The organism is Arthrobacter sp. 10N43 (assembly GCF_056394525.1).
In genome coordinates this window covers 448,388-468,132 of record NZ_JBFTIA010000005.1, presented here as the reverse complement: position 1 = coordinate 468,132, position 19,745 = coordinate 448,388, and the positions used below count along the sequence as shown (strand labels likewise).

Annotated in this window: 16 protein-coding genes; 7 read left to right on the top strand and 9 right to left on the bottom strand. The window is 67.1% G+C overall.

The genetic code is table 11. From position 1 onward, the window contains the following. Positions 1-214 precede the first annotated feature (214 nt). The gene (locus tag AC1DDO_RS13745) at positions 215-823 is read right to left on the bottom strand and encodes a helix-turn-helix domain-containing protein (RefSeq protein WP_476868543.1); all 609 of its coding nucleotides are present in this window, start codon (positions 821-823) and stop codon (positions 215-217) included. A 684-nt stretch (positions 824-1,507) separates the two neighbouring features. Between AC1DDO_RS13745 and AC1DDO_RS13740 the strand changes: the two genes are divergently transcribed. Together AC1DDO_RS13740 and AC1DDO_RS13735 are read left to right on the top strand one after the other, a co-directional pair. Beyond that, entirely contained in the window at positions 1,508-2,812 is a 1,305-nt protein-coding gene (locus tag AC1DDO_RS13740; RefSeq protein ID WP_441410219.1) for an MFS transporter, read from the top strand. Positions 2,813-2,938: 126 nt separating this feature from the next. Next, positions 2,939-3,394 (top strand): cytidine/deoxycytidylate deaminase family protein, encoded by a 456-nt coding sequence (locus AC1DDO_RS13735; RefSeq protein WP_476868544.1) that lies wholly within the window; start codon positions 2,939-2,941, stop codon positions 3,392-3,394. Between the two features lie 308 nt (positions 3,395-3,702). Here the strand turns inward: AC1DDO_RS13735 and AC1DDO_RS13730 are convergent, their stop codons facing one another. Next, positions 3,703-4,122 (bottom strand): DUF4383 domain-containing protein, encoded by a 420-nt coding sequence (locus AC1DDO_RS13730; RefSeq protein WP_441410221.1) that lies wholly within the window; start codon positions 4,120-4,122, stop codon positions 3,703-3,705. A 241-nt stretch (positions 4,123-4,363) separates the two neighbouring features. Between AC1DDO_RS13730 and AC1DDO_RS13725 the strand changes: the two genes are divergently transcribed. Then, positions 4,364-5,683, top strand: a complete 1,320-nt coding sequence (locus AC1DDO_RS13725) for a cell division protein PerM (protein ID WP_476972044.1) — start codon at positions 4,364-4,366, stop codon at positions 5,681-5,683. 42 nt (positions 5,684-5,725) lie between these two features. Here the strand turns inward: AC1DDO_RS13725 and AC1DDO_RS13720 are convergent, their stop codons facing one another. Then, positions 5,726-6,157, bottom strand: coding sequence for a hypothetical protein (locus AC1DDO_RS13720; protein ID WP_476868546.1), 432 nt, complete (start codon positions 6,155-6,157; stop codon positions 5,726-5,728). A 39-nt stretch (positions 6,158-6,196) separates the two neighbouring features. On the opposite strand from AC1DDO_RS13720, the gene purN reads away from it, so the two are divergent. Next, positions 6,197-6,775, top strand: coding sequence for a phosphoribosylglycinamide formyltransferase (purN, locus tag AC1DDO_RS13715; protein ID WP_476972043.1), 579 nt, complete (start codon positions 6,197-6,199; stop codon positions 6,773-6,775). Positions 6,776-6,911: 136 nt separating this feature from the next. Further along, a complete protein-coding gene (locus AC1DDO_RS13710) occupies positions 6,912-7,832 on the top strand; it encodes a hypothetical protein (protein ID WP_476868548.1) in 921 nt (306 codons plus the stop codon). A 92-nt stretch (positions 7,833-7,924) separates the two neighbouring features. Here the strand turns inward: AC1DDO_RS13710 and AC1DDO_RS13705 are convergent, their stop codons facing one another. Then, positions 7,925-9,277 carry an MFS transporter gene (locus AC1DDO_RS13705; protein WP_476972042.1) on the bottom strand — a complete coding sequence of 451 codons (1,353 nt, stop codon included), beginning with the start codon at positions 9,275-9,277 and terminating at the stop codon, positions 7,925-7,927. Positions 9,278-9,438: 161 nt separating this feature from the next. Between AC1DDO_RS13705 and purH the strand changes: the two genes are divergently transcribed. Further along, positions 9,439-11,124, top strand: coding sequence for a bifunctional phosphoribosylaminoimidazolecarboxamide formyltransferase/IMP cyclohydrolase (purH, locus tag AC1DDO_RS13700; protein ID WP_476972041.1), 1,686 nt, complete (start codon positions 9,439-9,441; stop codon positions 11,122-11,124). 644 nt (positions 11,125-11,768) lie between these two features. Here the strand turns inward: purH and AC1DDO_RS13695 are convergent. Next, the gene (locus AC1DDO_RS13695; RefSeq protein ID WP_476868550.1) at positions 11,769-12,788 is read right to left on the bottom strand and encodes a trypsin-like serine peptidase; all 1,020 of its coding nucleotides are present in this window, start codon (positions 12,786-12,788) and stop codon (positions 11,769-11,771) included. A 246-nt stretch (positions 12,789-13,034) separates the two neighbouring features. Between AC1DDO_RS13695 and AC1DDO_RS13690 the strand changes: the two genes are divergently transcribed. After that, positions 13,035-15,257 (top strand): NADP-dependent isocitrate dehydrogenase, encoded by a 2,223-nt coding sequence (locus AC1DDO_RS13690; RefSeq protein WP_476868551.1) that lies wholly within the window; start codon positions 13,035-13,037, stop codon positions 15,255-15,257. Between the two features lie 154 nt (positions 15,258-15,411). Here the strand turns inward: AC1DDO_RS13690 and AC1DDO_RS13685 are convergent, their stop codons facing one another. The 4 genes from AC1DDO_RS13685 to AC1DDO_RS13670 form a co-directional block, all read right to left on the bottom strand. Continuing rightward, complete coding sequence (locus tag AC1DDO_RS13685; RefSeq protein ID WP_476868552.1) at positions 15,412-15,996, bottom strand: SRPBCC family protein; 585 nt, start codon at positions 15,994-15,996, stop codon at positions 15,412-15,414. A gap of 131 nt (positions 15,997-16,127) precedes the next feature. After that, a complete protein-coding gene (locus AC1DDO_RS13680) occupies positions 16,128-16,640 on the bottom strand; it encodes a mucin-associated surface protein (protein ID WP_476972040.1) in 513 nt (170 codons plus the stop codon). Next, the gene (locus tag AC1DDO_RS13675) at positions 16,637-17,866 is read right to left on the bottom strand and encodes a serine/threonine-protein kinase (RefSeq protein ID WP_476868586.1); all 1,230 of its coding nucleotides are present in this window, start codon (positions 17,864-17,866) and stop codon (positions 16,637-16,639) included. Before AC1DDO_RS13675 ends, AC1DDO_RS13680 begins: the two co-directional genes overlap by 4 nt. Before the next feature lie 537 nt (positions 17,867-18,403). After that, a complete protein-coding gene (locus AC1DDO_RS13670) occupies positions 18,404-19,702 on the bottom strand; it encodes a hypothetical protein (protein ID WP_476868554.1) in 1,299 nt (432 codons plus the stop codon). Positions 19,703-19,745: the final 43 nt, after the last annotated feature.

Below are 19,745 nucleotides of genomic sequence, written 5' to 3'. Positions count from 1 at the left end.
GGGCATGCCGTCTGGCGGAATGCCTTGCTCGGCGGCCGGTGAGGTAGACGGAGTGCAGGAGGAGTGAGCGGCGGCGCTGACCGCGAAATCCACCCGGCAGAGGGTATGACACAGCGCGGCCCGTTGCGGACCTGGCTGCAGGGTATGGGAAGGGTTCCGGCGGACACTGATGTGCCCGGGCCGGAGAACGGCGACGGCGGCTAGGGCCAGCCCATCACCACGCGTGAGGTGCGTTAACCCAGATCGCTACGCAGACCTCTTCGTAGCTGTTCTTGTACCAATGCGGTGTCTCCGAGGAGAAGGTGATCGAATCTCCTTCTTCCAGGGTGTAGCACTCGCCGTCCAGGAAGATGTCTTTCCGGCCGGAGAGAATAATGCCGAACTCCTCGCCGCTGTGCCGGAAAGGTGTGGCGCTGGTGTCGTGGCCTGGCGGACTCACGATCCATTGAGCCTCCAGCGCGCCGTTGAGGTCCGGAGTGAGCAGTTCATAGACCGCCTCACCCACAGACTTCTTGGTCACGCCTTTGAGGTTTCGCCGCTCGGCCCTGCGGACCACGGGCGACCTGGTTTCTTCCTGTCCGAGGAAGAACTTCCCTACGGGGATGTCCAGGCCGTGCGCCAGCTGCGCCAGGGTGGTGAAAGACGGATTGGCCAGGCCACGTTCGATCTGGCTTACGATCGCCGGGCTGAGGCCGGTGACTTCGGAGAGCTTCGCCAGGGTCATCCCTTTGTCTTTGCGCATGTTGCGGACCTTGTTGCCTACGGTGGCAAGAAGGACGCTCGTGCCGGCTGGGGAGGATCCCGCGACGCTTTCGTTAGCCATGGTCCGTCTTTCGTTTGGTGAGCTGACACACATAACTATAGTGAAAACTTTTAGCGAATCAATGGTTTTCGTAAATTTCTTGCAGATCATGCGCAGCTCTGCGGTTGGCCGGAGCGGGGTTCGGCGCCGGCCTTGGGGCCCTCCGGGGGCCTGCTGTGGGCCTGCTGTGGGGCCGATCCGGGCCTGCTGCCGCTAGGGCTGCAGGTCGCCCGGCGGCATCGTCCGAGGTGAGGCCATTCTTTCCAGAAAACCATTGACTCTGTGAAGATCTTCAATATAGTTGTGTGAGCCGCAACACTATGGGATCAACGCTGAACGAACAGGGATTGGACGCAGCAGCCTTCTGGCGGAAGGTGCGCCCGGCCCGCGTTCGTGATCGCTTCCTATGTACTGATGCAGTGGCATCTTCCAGGCCATCCGCAGCACCTGATGCTGGTCGGTAAACTAGGTACGCGTTCCTGAGCGGTCCGTCCCTGGTTGCCGGGCTGGATGGCCCGTTTGCATTCAATCGCTACGAAGAGGCACGCGTAGCTATCTGGGCTAACTCACCTCCCATGTGGTGAGCCCGGTCCCTCCCTGCGGACCAAGCCAAACGATAGTTTCGATTACCCCGACCCCAACAGGGCGTCCGCCGGTAATCCGTACCCTCCCGCGCCCCGAAGGGCCGGGGGAAGGAAAAGTATCATGACTGACACTGTCGTCAAGATTGACGTAGAGGGCGGCCGGAAGTCCCGGCTGTCGCCGGAAGTACGCCGCGGGCTTCTGGGCCTCGGGCTCGGAAACACCCTGGAATGGTACGACTGGATGGTCTTTGGCCTCCTGTCGGCCTTCATCGGGCCAAAGTTCTTCCCGTCCCAGGACCCCGTTGCCGCGACCCTGAGTGCACTGGCCGTTTTCGCCGTCGGCTTCGCGTTCCGTCCACTGGGCGGCGTCCTGCTCGGCACCTTCGCCGACAGGATCGGACGACGCCGGGTAATGCTCTGGTCCATCATGATGATGGCGGTCACCACGCTGATCATTGCCGTGTCGCCCACCTATGACCAGATTGGCCCCGCAGCCGGCGTCATCCTGCTGGTCTGCCGCATCGTCCAGGGTATCTCCACTGGCGTCGAAGCTCCGCTGTCCACCGCCCACGCCGTCGAACTGGTCCCCGAAGGACGCGAGGGCTTTGTTGCCGGCATCATCTCCTTCTACGTCAACGCAGGGATCCTGCTCGCCTCGCTGGTCAGCTGGTTGTCGTCCCTGATGCTCGGCGGAGCCGTCATGGCCGACTGGGGCTGGCGTGTGCCCTTCATCGTCGGTGCGGCCTTCGGCTTCGTCGTGGTCTACCTTCGCCGGACCCTTCCGGAAACCATGAAGCCCGAGGAGCTCGCGGAGAACTCAGCCAAGACGGTCTGGGGCGGCGTGCGCAAGCACTGGCTCAGCGTTCTGGCCATCACGTTCGTCGTCGGTGCGGCGCAGGCCTACAACTACGCCTGGAACACGGGCCTCCCGACGGCGGCCCGCAGCGGCTTCAAGGAAGACGCCACGGCTGTCTTCGCACTGACCACCGTCCTCGGCGTCGTGCTGGTGGTCGGAAGCCTCATCATCAGCAAGGTCGCCGACGGCAAGTCGATGTCCAAGTGGTTCCTGATCACCCGCGCGCTTGCCATTCCGTCGGTCTTCCTGATGCTGATGTACGTCAAGCCCGGCATCGCCGGCTTCGCTGCGGTGCTTCTTGGCGGTTCTGTTGTGCTGGTCCTGAACATGACCCTGTACAACGTGATCACCAGCTCGCTCATGCCGAAGGGATGCCGCGGCGCCGGAACCGCCCTCGGCTACGGCCTCGGCGTCGCGCTCTTCGGCGGCACGGCGTCCTACCTCCTGGTCTGGCTCCAGTCCATGAACGCGTCCTGGATCTTCCCGGTCTACGTCGCCGTCCTGTCGGCGCTCAGCATTGTGTTCTACCTGCTGGCCCGGAAGAAGAACGGCATCTTCGTCGGCCGGTAGGCAGTTCGTCGGCCGGTAGGAACCCAGGGCAGAAAACCCGACACGTTGGAACACAGGAAGCAGGAATGGAGAGTGGGAACGCTCATGGACGCCAGTCGCCCGGACCAAAGCAGCAAGGAGGCAAGCGTGATCTCCTTTGAACTCGACGCGTCGGACGTGGAGCTCTATGAGGCAGCCCGCAGGATGTTGCTGACCGCCCATCACAGTGAGAACCACCGGGTGGCAGCGGCCATGCGCGGTGAGTCGGGGGCCATCTACCTCGGACTGCACATTGGCGCCAAGCGACTGAATGTGTGCGCCGAATCCAGCGCTCTGGCCAATGCACGCATGGCACAGGAGAGCTCGATCCACTCCGTGGTGGCGGTCAGCATGGACGGGCACGGGGAGCCCCAGGTCACCAACCCCTGCGGCCTCTGCCGGGAACTGCTGCGATCCTACGGAACCGAGACATCCGTCCTGGTCGATGCCGAGGGCGAGGTGGGCAAGATCCGGATCAAGGACCTGCTGCCTTTCCCGTGGATGCGGGCCGCCGAAACGGAGTGGGACACCCTCCCGCCCCGTGTGGAGGTCGGCACCACCTAGCGCTGGGCCCAACTGACTCGCAGCAGAGGCCGTTTTGAGCCCTCAGAACGGCCTCTGCTGCCAGTTGGATGGGAGCATGGGCCGCCGGTGCAACCTGCTTGGCCCACGGAAGGCCGGGACCCACAAGGTCCCGGCCTTCTTGCGTGCCCGGCGCGCCGCCGTCGTCGTCCGCGCCGGGACGCCGCCGTCGCCGGAAAATTCCCGGACATAAGGAAGCTGGTGCAGCCGCCGCGTTTCCGCTAAGCCACTGCACCAGCAGGTAGTACGAATTTTCTGAATACTATGAAACGTTACTCATTCGCGGCTCCCTAGGTCCCGGGGGTTGATGACCGGGTCTTTACGTCTTCTTCAAGGTGCCTCGTCATCAGCCAGCCTGCGCCGGCCATTGCCACGCCCATTACCATGAAGGCCCAATTGTCCATGGTGTTCAGCGACAGGAAGTTGGCCGCCGAATTCACGCCGACGATGAAACCGTAAATGCTAAGGACGATGTACAGCAGACCGGAGCCCATGAGGAAATTCCGGGCGCCCAGGGCAGTCCGGGACATGCTCACGCCGGTGGCGCCGATCGCGAGCTGAACGATGTTCAGCAACATCGACACCTGGAACAGGTTCAGGAACAGGGCCTTGGAATCGGGCCCGAAGAACCTCAGTTCGCTGTAATTCGTAGTGATGCCGGGGATGAACCCCAAGATGCCCACGACGATCAGGACGATACCCACACCCATGCCAACGTTCTGTACATCTGTCCGACCAAAATGAACGCCGTGTGCATGAGGAGATGCGGTAGTCATTATTGCCTCCAACCACTGATTGCGGACATTTACAATTTTACGACCGGGGTCTGGAAAAAGCGCCGGGAGGGCGGGTGCGGCAACCGAGAGGCCGCGCTCGGCAATTAGCACGGATTCGGGCGTTGTGCCTGTCGGAAACCGGGCGGATGCCGGGCCCGTGGCACCATGGATCTCGATGAAACTGCGCGCTGATCAGACCGGACAACGTGGCCTCCCCATGCCCCTGGGGCTGCAGGGTGCCCTAGAGTCCGCCCAGGCCGCCGTCATATCCGCCCTCGTGGTGGTGGCGCCGATCGTCATGGTCTGGGCCACGGCCGGATTCCAGCACGGCGGGTTCGACGTCCTGGCACGCCTCGCCGGCCAGGCCTGGCTGCTGATCCACGGCGTTCCGCTGCTGCTGGACACCCCCGGCGCCGGGGCCGCGGCGCAACCGGAATCCGGCACGCTCTCGCTCATCCCGCTGGGCCTGACCCTCATCCCGTTCCTGCTCGCCTGGCGCGCCGGCCGCCGGCTCGCCCGCGCCTCCTACACCGACCAGCTCTGGCAGGCGTTGCTCGGCTCCTGGCTGATGTACGCCGGGTTCGGCCTCGCCACGGGCTTCGTCTGCCGCACGGCCGACGTCGGCATCAGCCTTTGGGCTGCCGCACTCATTCCGCTCATCCCGTTCGGCCTCGGCATGGTGGTCGGCGCCCGCCGGGAGGCAGGCTCGTGGAGCCGGCTGATCGGCGTCGACGCCGTGGCCTGGCTCTCGCGAACCAGCCAGCACTCCCGCTGGGCCGGCTCCTACCTGGGCTCGGCCATCAAGGCAGGATCGGTGGCGCTGATGGCGAGCCTGGCGATGGCGGCGGCGCTGCTCGCCGTCGACCTCTTCATCCACTGGAACCTCGTGGTGGCCGTGTATGAAGGGCTCGACGCCGGTGCCATGGGCGGCTCTGTCCTCACCATCGTGCAGCTGGGCTTCCTGCCCAACCTCGTGGTGTTTGCGCTGGCGTGGATCTGCGGCTCGGGGTTCGCACTGGGCGTCGGCTCCCTGGCCGGCCCGCTGGGGACGGCCGTGGGGCCGCTGCCGTCCGTTCCCGTGTTCGCCGCGCTGCCGGCCGGCTCGCTCGACTTCGGTTTCGTGGCCCTGGTGGTGCCGGCGCTGGCCGGGACGCTGGCGGGCTGGTGGTTCCTGCGCGAAGGCGAGAACCACTTCGACGAGTGGCTCTCCATCAAGATCCGGGCCCGCTGGTTTACCGCCGCGGCCTCCACCCTGGTCCTGGGCGCCGTGATCGGCTCCGTCGCAGGGCTGCTCGCGGCGGGCCTGGCCTGGCTGGCCCGCGGCTCGGCCGGCATCGGGAGGCTGACGGAGATCGGGCCCGACCCGCTCCGCACGGCAGTGTTCATGGCCGCGGAGGTGGGGATCGGCGTCGTGATCGGCTACGCGGCCGGACCCTGGCTGGAACGCCAGCAGAAGCTGCGCGAGGCCGACCTGGAAACGGTCAGCAACCGCTGACGCTGACGTGTTGCGCGGGCTAGCGCGGGCTGGGGGAGTTGGTTAGCGCAACTGCGTGGGCATGGAGTGCTCCAGCTGCGTCCGGCAGGCAGAGGTTGCCTGCTCCGTCAGGGCGTGGCGGACGCACTGCTGGTAGTCGCGGATCTGGCTGAAGAACAGCGTCGAGGCCAAGACGATCAGCAGCATCACCGCGGTGACCACCAGCCCGGAGATGGTGCCGAACAGGACCAGCCGCGATTCCTTGTCCTTCACCGCCCGGACCAGCACCACGATGCCCAGCACGATCCCGGCCACCGTGAGCAGTGCCGTCAGCCACAGGTACGCCACGTCGAGCTGGAAAACGAAGAACGAGCCCAGAACCGCGACGATGAACAGGCGGAACAGCGTGTGGGTCAGCCGCGGGGTTTCTGTGGCCGCGTGACTGCGCGGATCCCGGCCCGGCTCGCCGCCGCCGGAGTCCGAGGGGGAATTCATGTTTTCCAGCCTACGCGAGCGGCCCCATAAGCTAGGACCATGCGCATAGTTGTCCTCGTTTCCGGCACCGGCTCCAATCTCCAGGCAGTTATCGACGCCGTGAAGTCCGGAGCGCTCGACGTCGAGATCGCCGCCGTGGGCGCCGACCGGCCGGGGACATTCGGGATGGAGCGCTCCGCCGCGGCCGGAATCCCCACGTTCGTGGTGGACTTCAAGGCCTACCCGGACCGGGCGGCCTGGAACGCTGCCCTGACCGACGCCGTCGCCGGCTTCGCCCCGGACGTGGTGGTGTCCTCGGGCTTCATGCGGATTGTCAGCGCGGACTTCATCGACGCCTTTGGCGGCAAATACCTCAACACGCACCCGGCGCTACTGCCGGCCTTCCCCGGCGCCCACGGTGTCCGCGACGCCCTGGCCTACGGCGTGAAGGTCACCGGCTGCACGGTGCACTGGGCCGATGCCGGCGTGGACACGGGACCCATCATTGCGCAGGAAGCCGTGGCGATCGGGGACGGCGAATCCGAGGAATCCCTGCACGAGCGCATCAAAGTCGTCGAGCGCCGGCTCCTGGTCTCCACCTTGGCATCCCTGGCCGCGGCGCAGCACGCCCCGGCCTGATTTTTCCCCCAACTGACTCGCAGCAGGGGCCGTTTTGAGCGGCCAAAACGGCCCCTGCTGCTAGCTAGTTGGTTAGACAGGTAACGGCCTGTGGATAACTCCATGACGAAGTCCTCGGCTTTGCGACGATAGGTCGATGAAGACACCTCGGCCAATCCCGGCTCCGCTCGGCTCGGCGCCGTTTACCGTCCAGGAGGCAGCCGACGCCGGGGTCAGCCGGCGCAGGCTCAAGCATCAGTCCCTGTGCATTCCGAGCCGCGGGATCCGCTTGCCATCAGGACACCCTGCTGAACTGAAGCTCCATGCCCGGCCCCTCGCCCTTATTACGCGATTCTCTGCGGTCTCCCACGCGACCGCCTTCCTGCTCTGGGAGTTTCCTGGCTTCCTACCGGGCTCTCATACCCCGGGCATCCACATTTCCCGTCCGGACACGATGGCAATACCGCGGCGCAGGGGCGTGATCGGCCACGTCGGGCAATTCTTCGCGGACGAGATCACCACGGTCGACGGCGTGTTTGTAACCACGCGGACCAGGACTTGGCTGGACTGCGCTCGGAAGATGAGCATCGATGAGCTGACCGTGGTGGCGGACCACTTGTTGCGCCACCCGCGCCACGCGTTGGAAAGCCGGACGGAGCCCTATGCCAGCCCGGGGGAACTCACCGCGATGCTGGACCGGCACAAGGGTACGCCCGGCATCCGCAAGGCGCGGCTTGCCTTGGAACAGGCCCGGATCGGTGCAGATTCGGCGCCCGAGACGAGGCTCCGGCTTGCGCTATGCCGTGCGGGACTGCCGGAACCGGTACTGAACGTGACCACAGTCCTGCGATCCGGCGTCGCGCGTCAACCCGATCTTGCCTATCCGGAGCACCGGGTTGCCGTGGAGTACGAGGGGGACGGGCACTCCGAACCTGCCCAGATCATCCGTGACATCGCCAAGGAAGAGGACTTCAGCGGCGCTGGCTGGACCTTGGTCCGGATCTCGAAGCGGCACATGGAGTACGACGCGCGGGCCGCAGTCGCCAAGGTCCGCGCCGCGCTCGCCCGCCATGGTTGACAGCCCAACTAGCTGGCAGCAGGGGCCGTTATAGACGCTCAAAACGGCCCCTGCTGCGAGTCAGTTGGGTTGAGACAATGGGTGGGGGCGCGCTATTCGAGCCGGCGCTGCTTGGTTTCGGGGGCGAAGAACGCCATCCACAGCACGGAGAGCAGCACCAGTCCGCCGGCCAGCGCGAACGACGTCGCGAGCCCCAGCTCCGGCCACAGAATGGCCGCGAAGATCAGCGGCCCGAACCCGGCACCCAGCCGGGAGAACGTCGAGGCCCAGCCGAAGCCCGAGCCGCGCAGTTCCGTGGGGTACAGCTCGGAGACGTAGGCGTAGAGCACCGGGATGGCCACCTGGACCACAAAGCCGAACACCAGCAGCCAGAACACGGCCGCCGTCGGGATGTCCACCACGATCGCCACAATCACCAGCGTCAGAGCGGAGAGAGGGCCCGTGATGGCGAGGATCCACTTGCGGCCCACCCGCTCCACCAGCAGGGCGGCCACCACCACGCCGAGGAGCCCGACGGCGGCCATCGACGCCGTCGTCAGGAAGGCCTTGTACTCCTCGAACCCGGCGCCGATCAGGATCCGCGGCATCCACGTCAGCGACAAGTAGTAGACCAGCAGGATGCTGAAGAACAGCGCCCATGCCGCCGTCGTGATCTTCCAGTTGAACTGCCAGAGCGCGCGCAATTGCGTCCAGGCGCTGCCCGCAGAGAGGCGCGGCGCGTCCTGCGCGGCAGGCAGGCTGTAGACCCGGGGCTCGGCGCCGGTGGCCTCGACCAGGCTGTCGATCACCTTCGCGGCCTCATCGCGGCGGCCCTTGCGGATCAGGAACAACGGGGATTCCGGCACGCTGCGGCGGACCCAGAACACCAGCAGCGCCGGCAGCACCATGACCAGCATGGTCAGCCGCCAGTCCGCGAACACCGCGACCAGCCCCGCGGAGACGAACCCGCAGAGGGCGGCTCCGATCGGCCACCAGCCATCCATCGCGGTGAGGACCCGGCCGCGATTCTTGCGCGGTGTGAACTCGCCCACCAGCGCATAGTCCACCGGGATGCAGCCGCCCAGGCCGAACCCGGCCAGGAAACGGAACAGGACAAACCACATGAAGTCGGGGGAGAACGCGCCGAGCACAGTGAAGATGGAGAAGATCAGCAGGGTCGCGGTGAAGGCCTTCTTGCGCCCGATGGTGTCCGCGATGGTGCCCCAGACGAAGGCGCCCAGGGCCATGCCAATCAGGTTTGCCGTCCCGATCCACGCGGCATCGCCCGGGCTCAGGGACCAGTGCTTGGACAGCAACGGAATGAGGATGCCGTTGAGGGTGACGTCCCAGGCATCGAACATGAAGCCCAGTCCGCCGATCAGGAAGATCCGGCCTTGGACCTTCCACCGCCACGGCAGTTCCTGGACCACCTGTTCGCCGCTGGGCACAGTGGTGTACGTGTTCATCTTGGCCTCCTGCTTTAACCCTACGTCGCCCGGCCGCGGCCCAGGCGTGCTTCACACTCCGGCGCGCGGGCAGCCCCGAGGGAAGGCGGAGGGCCCGGACGCGATAAACTGGCCGCATCCCCACCACCCGCGGCCCGCCGCGATATAAGACGGAGACTTTTGTGAGCTTCACGCAGCTTGACCGTGTATCCATCGACCGAGTGCCCATCCACCGGGCACTGATTTCGGTCTACGACAAGACCGGTCTGGAGGAGCTCGCTCGGGGCCTGCACGCAGCCGGCGTCAAGATCGTCTCCACGGGCTCCACGGCCAAGAAGATCGCCGCCGCGGGCATCCCCGTGCAGGAAGTCGAGGAAGTCACCGGCTCACCGGAAATGCTGGACGGCCGCGTCAAGACCCTGCACCCGCGCGTGCACGGCGGCATCCTCGCGGACCGCCGCGTCCCGGCCCACATGCAGACGCTCGCGGACATGGAGATCGAGCCGTTCGACCTCGTCGTAGTCAACCTCTACCCGTTCGTGGAGACCGTGAAGTCCGGTGCCGCGCCGGACGACGTCGTCGAGCAGATCGACATCGGAGGCCCCGCGATGGTGCGCTCCGCCGCGAAGAACCACGCCGCCGTCGCCATCGTGGTGGACCCGGCCTCCTACGGCGCCGTGGTGGAGGCGGCCGCCTCAGGCGGCTTTGACCTGAAGACCCGACGCCGGCTCGCCGCCAAGGCGTTCGCGCACACCGCGGCCTACGACACCGCCGTGGCCACTTGGACCGCCAGCCAGTTCCGCGACGAGGACGGCGACGGCGTGATCGACTGGCCCGCCTACGCCGGCCTGGCCCTGGAACGCTCCGAGGTGCTGCGCTACGGCGAAAACCCGCACCAGCAGGCCGCACTGTATGTGGACAAGGCCGCCCCGGCCGGCATCGCGCAGGCCGACCAGCTGCACGGCAAGGCCATGAGCTACAACAACTTCGTCGACGCCGACGCCGCCCTGCGCGCCGCGTTCGACTTCGCCGAGCCCGCCGTCGCGATCATCAAGCACGCCAACCCCTGCGGCGTGGCCGTGGGTTCCGCGTCCGCGGCGGACCCCATCGCCGACGCCCACGCCAAGGCCCACGCCTGTGATCCGGTGTCCGCGTTCGGCGGCGTCATCGCCGCGAACCGCACGGTCACCGCCGAAATGGCGCGCACAGTCGCCGGGATCTTCACGGAGGTCGTCATTGCGCCGGACTTCGAGGACGAGGCTGTCGAGATCCTGTCCAAGAAGAAAAACATCCGCCTCCTGGCCCTCCCTGACGGCTACGGCCGCTACCCGACCGAGTTCCGCCAGGTCTCCGGCGGCATGCTGGTGCAGGCCACGGACAAGGTCGACGCCGACGGCGACAACCCCGCCAACTGGACCCTCGCCGCGGGCGACGCCGCCGATGCCGCCACCCTGGCCGACCTCGCGTTTGCCTGGACCGCCTGCCGCGCAGCCAAGTCCAACGCCATCCTGCTCGCGGACAACGGTGCCGCCGTCGGCATCGGCATGGGCCAGGTCAACCGGCTCGATTCGTGCAAGCTCGCCGTCGAGCGCGCCAACACCCTGGGCGTCACCGTGGCGTCCGACGTCGACGGTGCTGGCGGCGCTTCGAATGCCGACGCAGCCGGTTCGCCGGAGCGGGCCCGCGGCGCCGTCGCGGCGTCCGATGCGTTCTTCCCGTTCGCCGACGGGCTGCAGATCCTGATCGACGCCGGTGTGCGCGCCGTGGTCCAGCCCGGCGGATCCGTCCGCGACGAGGAAGTCATCGCCGCGGCCAACGCCGCCGGCATCACGATGTACTTCACGGGAGCCCGCCACTTCTTCCACTAGGCCTAGATCCTGCCGGGTCCCGGTCCGGCCGGGCCTGATTCCGCCGGGCCGCATCCGCGGGGCCTGGTTCCGCGGGGCCGCACAAAGAATGGACATGCCCTCCCTCATCCGGAGGACATGTCCATTTTTTGTGCCCAAGAGTGGGTTGGTGGCCTGCCCGCGGAACATGCCCATTCTTTCCGCGGGACATGGTCATTTTTCGCGGCAAGGAGAGGGCATAAGGGGGATATGTCCAGGCCTCGGCGGGTGGGGAGGGCATGTCCTGCTAAATCTGGCATGGGCAGGTCCAACCCGGGAACATGCCCATTCTTTCCGCGGGACATGCTCATTTTTCGGGGCAAGGAGTGGGCATATGGGGGATATGTCCAGGCCTCGGCGGGTGGGGAGGGCATGTCCCGTGGAGACCCGCCGTCGTGAACCAAGAAAACCAGCGCGGGGCCACTGCGGCTTCCTCACTGCTGAAGATGGGCCGCAAGTGACCCCGCGCTGGAGCATCAAGCTGGGGTAACAAGGTGGGCTAATCAGGCTTGGGCAACAAAGCTTTGGATGCCCGGACCTGGAGTAACACTAGGGGTACCAAGGCCGGGCACCCACGTCCCCGGACTGCACGGGCCCGGCGCGAACCGGGCCCGTGCACCCGGAGGCTAGGAAGCGGCGGCCGTGGTGTAGGCCTGCTGGATCACGCTGCCCCAGTACGGGCCATACATGGTGGTGGAGTTGGTGCCGTAGCCGTAGCTGTTGATCGAGTTCTGGTAGCCCGAAGCGCTGCTGCCGATGAACCACGGTCCGCCCGAAGACCCGCCGGTCATGTTGCAGGGAATCCCCTGGGTGTTGAACTGCGGGTTGTAGGGATCGTTGGTGGCCGTGCCGGAGCAGCTCTTGAGGGATTCACCGTTGAACGGGGCCGCGGCGGGGTAGCCGAACGACTTGTAGCTCAGGCCGCGGGCGGCGTTGAACTGCAGTCCGGAGGCGCCGACGACGTCGCTCAGGTACTGGCCGTTCAGCGTGGACATGACGGCGAAGCCGGTGTCGTAGGTCATGTCGCCGGAGGAGCTCCACTGGGTGGGGGCGTAGAGGGCCTTGGCCGTCCACTTGCCGTAGGGCGAGGCGCCGTTGAGGTACGCCGGGACGAACGTGAACTTGGTGGCGAAGGCGCCCGGGCCCTCATTCACGCAGTGCCCGGCCGTGGAGACGGTGCTCTTGTTGCCGGAGGACACTGCGTTGCCGGAGCAGACGTAGTTGGTCCCGCCGAGGGTGAAGAAGACCTTGCCGATGTGCGGGACGGGGGATTCGCTCGCATTGGCCTTGGTCTGCGGCGTCTGCGTCAGCGCCGGCTGGGACTGCTGCTTCGGTGCGGTCGCCTCGACGGTACTCGGGGCGGCACCCTCCAGCAGTGCCGCCGCGGGCTTGGCCGCGGCCTTGCCGTTCCGTTTCATGGCCTTGTCCGCCAGGACGTCGCCGGGGACGGCGTTGCGCATGCGGTCCGCGGTCCAGTAGTCGGCCGCGCCGGTCTCTGTGACGGTGTGGCTTGTGACATCGGATGTGGAAACCGGTGCCTTGGCCGGGGCTGGGGAGGCGGTGGCCGCCCCCGCGGCACTCAGGGCCAGCAGCGCCGCGGCCGAAAGAGTCAGCAGGCTGGTGGCCAGAGTCTTGGGTGTTCTCATGGGTGTCCTAACCGGTGGAAATATGGGGCGACAGCTGGTGGCGGCCGCTGGATGGAACGAAACTACGGCAATTTGACTAATCTGTAAAGTCGATTGTCAATTCTTGTTAATCCGCATGTGGGGTGTCACGCATCCGTCCGCGCACGACGCCGGTAGGCGTCAACGGGGGCACCTCGGGTAAGTTAGGGGTGTTGAGATAACACAAGATTCCGGAAATACCCAGACCTTCAGGGAGACGCCCGAGCAATGGCAAAGATTATCTATACCCACACCGACGAAGCGCCGATGCTGGCCACCTATTCGTTCTTGCCGATCATTGAGGCGTTCGCCTCGACGGCCGGTGTGGAAGTGGAGACCCGCGACATCTCGCTGGCCGGCCGCATCATCGCCGCATTCGGCGACTACCTCACCGAAGAGCAGCGCGTCAGTGACGCCCTGGCCGAGCTTGGTGCCCTTGCCAAGACGCCCGAAGCCAACATCATCAAGCTGCCCAACATCAGCGCCTCCGTGCCGCAGCTGAAGGCGGCAATCGCCGAACTCCAGGGCCACGGCTACGCGCTGCCGGACTACCCGGACAACCCCTCCTCGGACGAGGAAACGGACATCCGGTCCCGCTACGACAAGATCAAGGGCTCCGCCGTGAACCCGGTCCTGCGCGAAGGCAACTCGGACCGCCGCGCCCCGCTCTCGGTCAAGAATTACGCCCGCCAGAACCCGCACAGCATGGGTGCCTGGACCCCGGAATCGAAGACCAACGTGGCCCACATGGAGGCCGACGACTTCCGCGCCAACGAGAAGTCCGTGGTCATCGACGCGGACACCAACATCAAGATCCAGCTCGTCAAGGAAGACGGCACGGTCAAGGTCCTCAAGCGTGCCTTCCCGGTCCTGGCCGGCGAGGTCATCGACGGCACCGTGATGCGCGCCGCCGCCCTGGACACGTTCCTGGCCGCACAGGTTGCCCGGGCCAAGAAAGAGGGCGTGCTCTTCTCCGCCCACCTGAAGGCCACCATGATGAAGGTCTCGGACCCCATCATCTTCGGCCACGTCGTCAAGGCCTACTTCGCGGACCTCTTCGCCACCTACGGCGAGCAGATCGCCGCCGCCGGACTGAGCCCGAACAACGGCCTCGCCTCCATCCTCAACGGCCTCGAGGACCTGCCCGAGGAAATCCGCGGCGACGTCCAGGCAGCGATCGAAAAGGGCCTCAACGACGGCCCCGAACTCGCCATGGTCGATTCCGACAAGGGCATCACCAACCTGCACGTTCCCTCCGACGTGATCGTCGACGCCTCGATGCCGGCCATGATCCGCAGCTCCGGCCACATGTGGGGCCGCGACGGACAGGAAGCCGACACCCTGGCTGTCCTCCCGGACAGCAGCTACGCCGGCATCTACCAGGTCGTCGTCGACGACTGCCGCGCCCACGGCGCCTTCGACCCCACCACCATGGGCACCGTCCCGAACGTTGGCCTCATGGCCCAGGCCGCCGAGGAATACGGCAGCCACGACAAGACCTTCGAGATCCAGTCCGCCGGCACCGTGCAGATCGTCGACGACGCCGGCACCGTGCTGATCGAGCACCAGGTCGCCCCCGGCGACATCTGGCGCGCCTGCCAGACCAAGGACGTGCCGATCCGTGACTGGGTCAAGCTGGCCGTCACCCGTGCCCGCGCCTCCGCTACGCCGGCCATCTTCTGGCTGGACAAGGGCCGCGCACACGACGCCCGGATGATCGCCAAGGTGGAGGAATACCTCAAGGACCACGACACCGAGGGCCTGGAGATCGCCATCATGTCCCCGGAGAAGGCCACCGCCTTCACCATCGAACGCATCCGCAAGGGCGAGGACACCATCTCGGTGACCGGCAACGTGCTCCGCGACTACCTCACGGACCTCTTCCCGATCCTGGAACTGGGCACCAGCGCCAAGATGCTCTCCGTTGTGCCGCTCATCAACGGCGGCGGCCTGTTCGAGACCGGCGCCGGCGGATCCGCCCCGAAGCACGTCCAGCAGCTGCTGAAGGAAAACCACCTGCGCTGGGACAGCCTGGGCGAATTCCTCGCGCTGGCCGTGAGCTTCGAGCACCTCGCCACGAGCACGGGCAACGCCCGCGCCCAGGTCCTGGCCGACACCCTGGACCGCGCCACCGGCACCTTCCTGCTCGAGGACAAGTCCCCCAAGCGCAAGGCCGGCGAGCTGGACAACCGCGGCAGCCACTTCTTCCTGGCCAAGTTCTGGGCCCAGGAACTGGCCCGCCAGGACGACGACGCCGAGCTCGCCGCGGCCTTCGCCGCCGTTTCCGGCGCACTGGACTCCAATGAGGACGCCATCACCGGTGAACTCCTGGCAGTGCAGGGCTCCCCGGTGGACATCGGCGGATACTACCGTCCGGACGCGGCAAAGGCCTCCGCGGTCATGCGCCCCTCGGCCACTTTCAGCGAAGTGCTTGCCACGCTGACAAAATAGCGGCCCCACTGCCCAGACAAAGGAGCACTCAGCCAGCGCCCGGCAGTCCCCGGCTCACCGCCACGCAGAACGCCCCGTCCCCCACAAGGGAGGCGGGGCGTTTCTGCTGCCCGTCCGGAGGCGCAGCCACACGTCAGGTCAATGCGAACTCTGGTCAGCGTTGCTGGTCCTGGTCGAAGGGCGGCTCGGGAGCAATGTCCGGGTCGGCGTCCACGCGTTCGAAGGCAGGCTCCGCGCTGTAGCCCACTTCTTCTTGGAGCGGCACGGCGGTGGTGGCGCCCGGAGCGACGCCGTCCACGCGTCCGCGCCATCCGCCCGTCTCGGCGCCGCGCCCTTCAATAAAGAGCTTGAATTTCTTCAGGTCGGCAGCAACCTGGCGGGAATCGAGGCCGATCGCCGCGCCGATCTTTTCCGCTGCCGAGTCCGGCTCCCACCTCAGCTCTACGTTAACCTTCGTTTCGGCGTCGCCGAGGTCCTCGAACCAGACGGTGCCGGCGTTCCGTGGTTCATCAAGGCTTTCCCACGACACGCGCTGGTCGGGTTCCTGTGTGGTGATCCGCGCGTCATATTCGCGCCGGACTCCACCGATGCTGGTCTTGAAGTGGACAGTGGTGTCGTCGAGTTGCTGAACGGATTCCACACCGCTCATGAAGAGCGGAAATTCCTCGAATTGCGTCCACTGGTTATAGGCCTGGCTCAGCGGAACATTGACTTCAATGGATTCCTGAACAGTTGCCATGCAGGGGTCACTCCTTCGATTGGCGGGCGGCAGCCCGCGATTCTTGGTCGTTGACCGGCATAAAGCCGCGTTCCCTTACGCTAGCGGGGTTTGGCCAAAATAGTAAGCAGGCTGACGACAGTGACGACGAATCAGCCGTTGCCCTTCCCTTTTTCCTTTCCCTTGGCCTTGCCGCTGTTCGCCGGGGCGGGGGCAGGAACGACGGCGGCCGGTGCCGGCGCCGCGGCCGCAGCAGCTGCCGCAGCAGCCGCGGCGGCCTGGGCTGCGGCTTCTTTCTCGGCCGCCAGGCGGGCTGCCTCGGCCGCAGCCTGTTGCGCGGCAAGGTCGGCCCGGACGGCGTCGATGGATGACTTGATGCTCTGGTGGCGTTTGAAAGACACTTCGCCGCTCGCGGCTGCAGCATCCAGCCCGGCCAGCAGCTCATCAAGCCTTTTCAGGGAGCTCGCGGGGTCGTTGGAGGCTGCAGCTTCGCTGACCGCCAGGACCTGGGACTGCAGCTGCCTCGCCGCGTCGCGGCCCAGCTCGGGGGCCGGGGAGCCGCAGCCTGCCAGTGCCCCCGCCAGCAACAGCCCGGCGAGCAGGCCTGCGGGCCATCTGTACGGCGACCTGTGGCGGTTCCGCCCAGCGATGCGCGATTGGCTCATGGTTCCACGCTCTTCTGGAGATCCTTCAGATGATCGCCGAGCGACCCCGTGACAGTGGGGTAGGGGACGACGTCGGGGGCAGTAGGGGTAGAGATGGGGATCGCAATCGCTGCCCCAACGGCTAGCACGGCCAGCGCGGCGAGCACAACGGCCAGCCGGGTGCGGCGCCCGGCACCGAGGAACCATGCGGCCCCACGGGAAGCGGGGCGATTGAAGCGGTGGCGTGGCCGGGCCGATATTGATCCAGTGTCCAGCACGTACAGGGGACGTGTTCGGCCAGCAGCCCAGGCTGCGCGTCGGGGTGGGCGGGGCGGCCTCGCCGGCGGGGCGGGGAGGACCCGTGTGGGTTCCGTCTTGACGGGCCCCGGCACGGACCCGGGGGAAACGAGGGCGAAGCGGAAGGCTGACTCGAGATCGGCAGCAGAGGGGCGCGCCAGCGGGTCGAGGTCGGTCATGGCCCGGATAATCCGGGCCCACTCGGCGGGCACGGCGTCCGGAATGGCGGGGGCGCGGTGCAGACGGGCCACCGCGGATTCGACGGCACTGCCCGGGTACTCCACTTCGCCCTTGAGGCATTCGAGCAGGACCAGGCCCAGGGAGTAGATGTCACTTGCCGGTCCGAGGTCGGCGCCGCGGGCCTGTTCCGGACTGAGATAGGCAGCGGTTCCCACCATGGTTCCCGTGGCCGTCAGCCGGGTCCCGTCGACGATCCGGGCGATTCCGAAGTCTGTGAGCTTGGGCCGAAGCGGCTCGCCCGGCCGGACCGGCACCAGGAGGATGTTGGCGGGCTTAATGTCCCGGTGAATGATGCCGAGGCCGTGAACATACGCGAGGGCGTCCGCCGTCCCTGCGCCGATCACGGCCAACTCCTCCAGCGGCAGGGGACTGTGACGGACACGGGTCCGCAGGTCCTGGCCGTCCAAGAGCTCCATGGTCAGGAAGGGCCGGGGCTCGTCGGGAATCCTAGTGTCCGTCCCGGCGTCGAACAGCGTCACCAGGCTCGGATGGTTCAGGGTCGCCAAGAGCTTGATCTCTGCTTCCTGGCGGCGAAGCTCGTCTGGATCGGCCGACTGTGGTGCGAAGAGTTTCAGGGCCACGTCCCGGCCAAGGTTGAGGTCCTTGGCCGTGTAGACCGAGGCCATCCCGCCCCGGCCAATCACCTCGCCCAGCTGATAGCGCCCGCCCAATGGCTCCGCCGCGATGCTGTTGGGCGATCCGTCCACGATGTCCCCCGTACCTTCCGTGTGCGCACCGTCGGCGCACTTAGAGAATGATACGGGGACGGATTCCGCTTCTGTGCCGACCGGAGGCCGACCGGCCGCGCCGGTCCCGGCATGGAAGCGCAGTGCTAGAGGTATTGCATGGCGTAATTCTGCCGGTCCGCTCATCTGCAGGGCCTTACCGCCGGAGCCAGTGCTTGCCGTTGGGTCCCCCAGCGGACCCAACGACCTCGCTCCGGCGGTTACAAGACCTCAACGGGAGCGGGGCATGCGTTACGGCGGCCGCGGTCTGCACCCGGGACGCGGACGCTGACCAGAGCGTTCCTGGTGCGCGGGGGAGTGCAGTCCATCCCGGAACGGCCCGGATGCGGGCATGGACGCGGTGGTCAGTGAAGGCGCTGACGGGATCAGGCCGGAAGCATTTGGGGTGCCGGAAACCCGGCGGTGGACGGTGGAGTCCATGGGGAGTTCTCCTGGGTGACTGTTAGCGGGCGGCCAAGGCAGCCCGACGGGCCGTGCTCTGTGGAGGCAGAGACGGCCCGATTAGTCGGGAGAAGAACCCGGATCAGCGCAAACGGCTGAGTACTCGTGCTGGAGCGGACCGCTGATGGGGTCGGCACCTGTCGTGGGCAGGCTGAAGAACAGGCTGGGCATCCACGCCGCCGTTCCTGTTGGCCCGTTGGCCGTGTGCCCGCTGCCGGATCCGGAGCCCGGAGCAGGCGGGAGTGCGTCAGGCACAGGCAGGCCCGTACCGCCATGCCACGGGCTCGGACCCGGGTTGCCGGCGGGAGCCGGTGGCTCGCCCGTTCCGGTGGGAGGCTCCGCCGGAGGGGCTGCGCCTGCCGCAACCGGTGCCGCCGCGGGGTGTCGTTCAGGGACCAGCCAGGCAGAATACGCCACCGGGGCACGGTAGGCCGCAGGTAGAGCGGCCGTCCCGGGGCCAACAGACGCCGAAGGTGCCGGCGATGTTGCCTCGCCCGGACCCGTCTTTCCGGCGGCTGCCTTTGCCGTGGCCGCCTTTACTGTGTCTGGGTTTCCGGTGCCTGGGGTGGACGTGCCTGGGTTTGCGGTGCCCGCGTTGGGTGTGCCCGCGTTTGAGGGCCCGGCGGTGGGGTTGCCCGCCGACGGCGATGCGCCGTCGACAGCTGCAGGAGTCCCCGCCGGTGTCCCTGCCGGTGTCGCCGCCGGGTCTCCGGGCAGAGGGACCGGATCGGGAATGGGGACCGCGGGGTCCGCCACCGGCGGATCGACGACGGGAGACGGGGCCGAGGGGTCAACGACCGGGGGGACGATTCCGGGGTCCGGGACGGCAGGAACCGCCGGGACACCGGGGTCCACCACCGGCACGGTTGCCGGCGGGGTGGCTGCTGGTCCGGGGAGCGCGGGGGCCGGCGTCGTCGGATCTGTGTTGGCCGGATCTGTGTTGGCCGGGTCCGTGCCGGCCGGATCCACGTCGCCCGGTTGGGTCGCGGGCGGCGGCGCGTCTGTGGCTGCGGCGTCGGCAGCGGCGGTCTCGGCCGCGGCGGCAACCTGCAGGCCGGGAACGGCGCCCGCCGACCACGTGCGCGCCGGGGCCGGGGCGATGTCCAGGGAGACCAGGCCCTCTAGGGCCGGAACGGGGAGGTCGTCCGCGTCAGCGCAGCCGGCGGCGGCCGCTGTAGAACCGGCGTCCTCGGCCGGTCCGGAGAACGTGCAGGCGTCATCCGCCTGCGCGGCGGCGGCGGAGAGCGTCAGCCATGCGGCGCCGGCGACGGCGGCCAGGAGCACGCGGCGCACGGGGCGCAAGTGGCCCGAGGGGCGCAGGATGCGGCCCGCGCGGAAGGACGCAGCTGCAGGTTCCATGCGCGCACCCCCGCTCCCGGAAGACTGGACAATTGCCTACAGG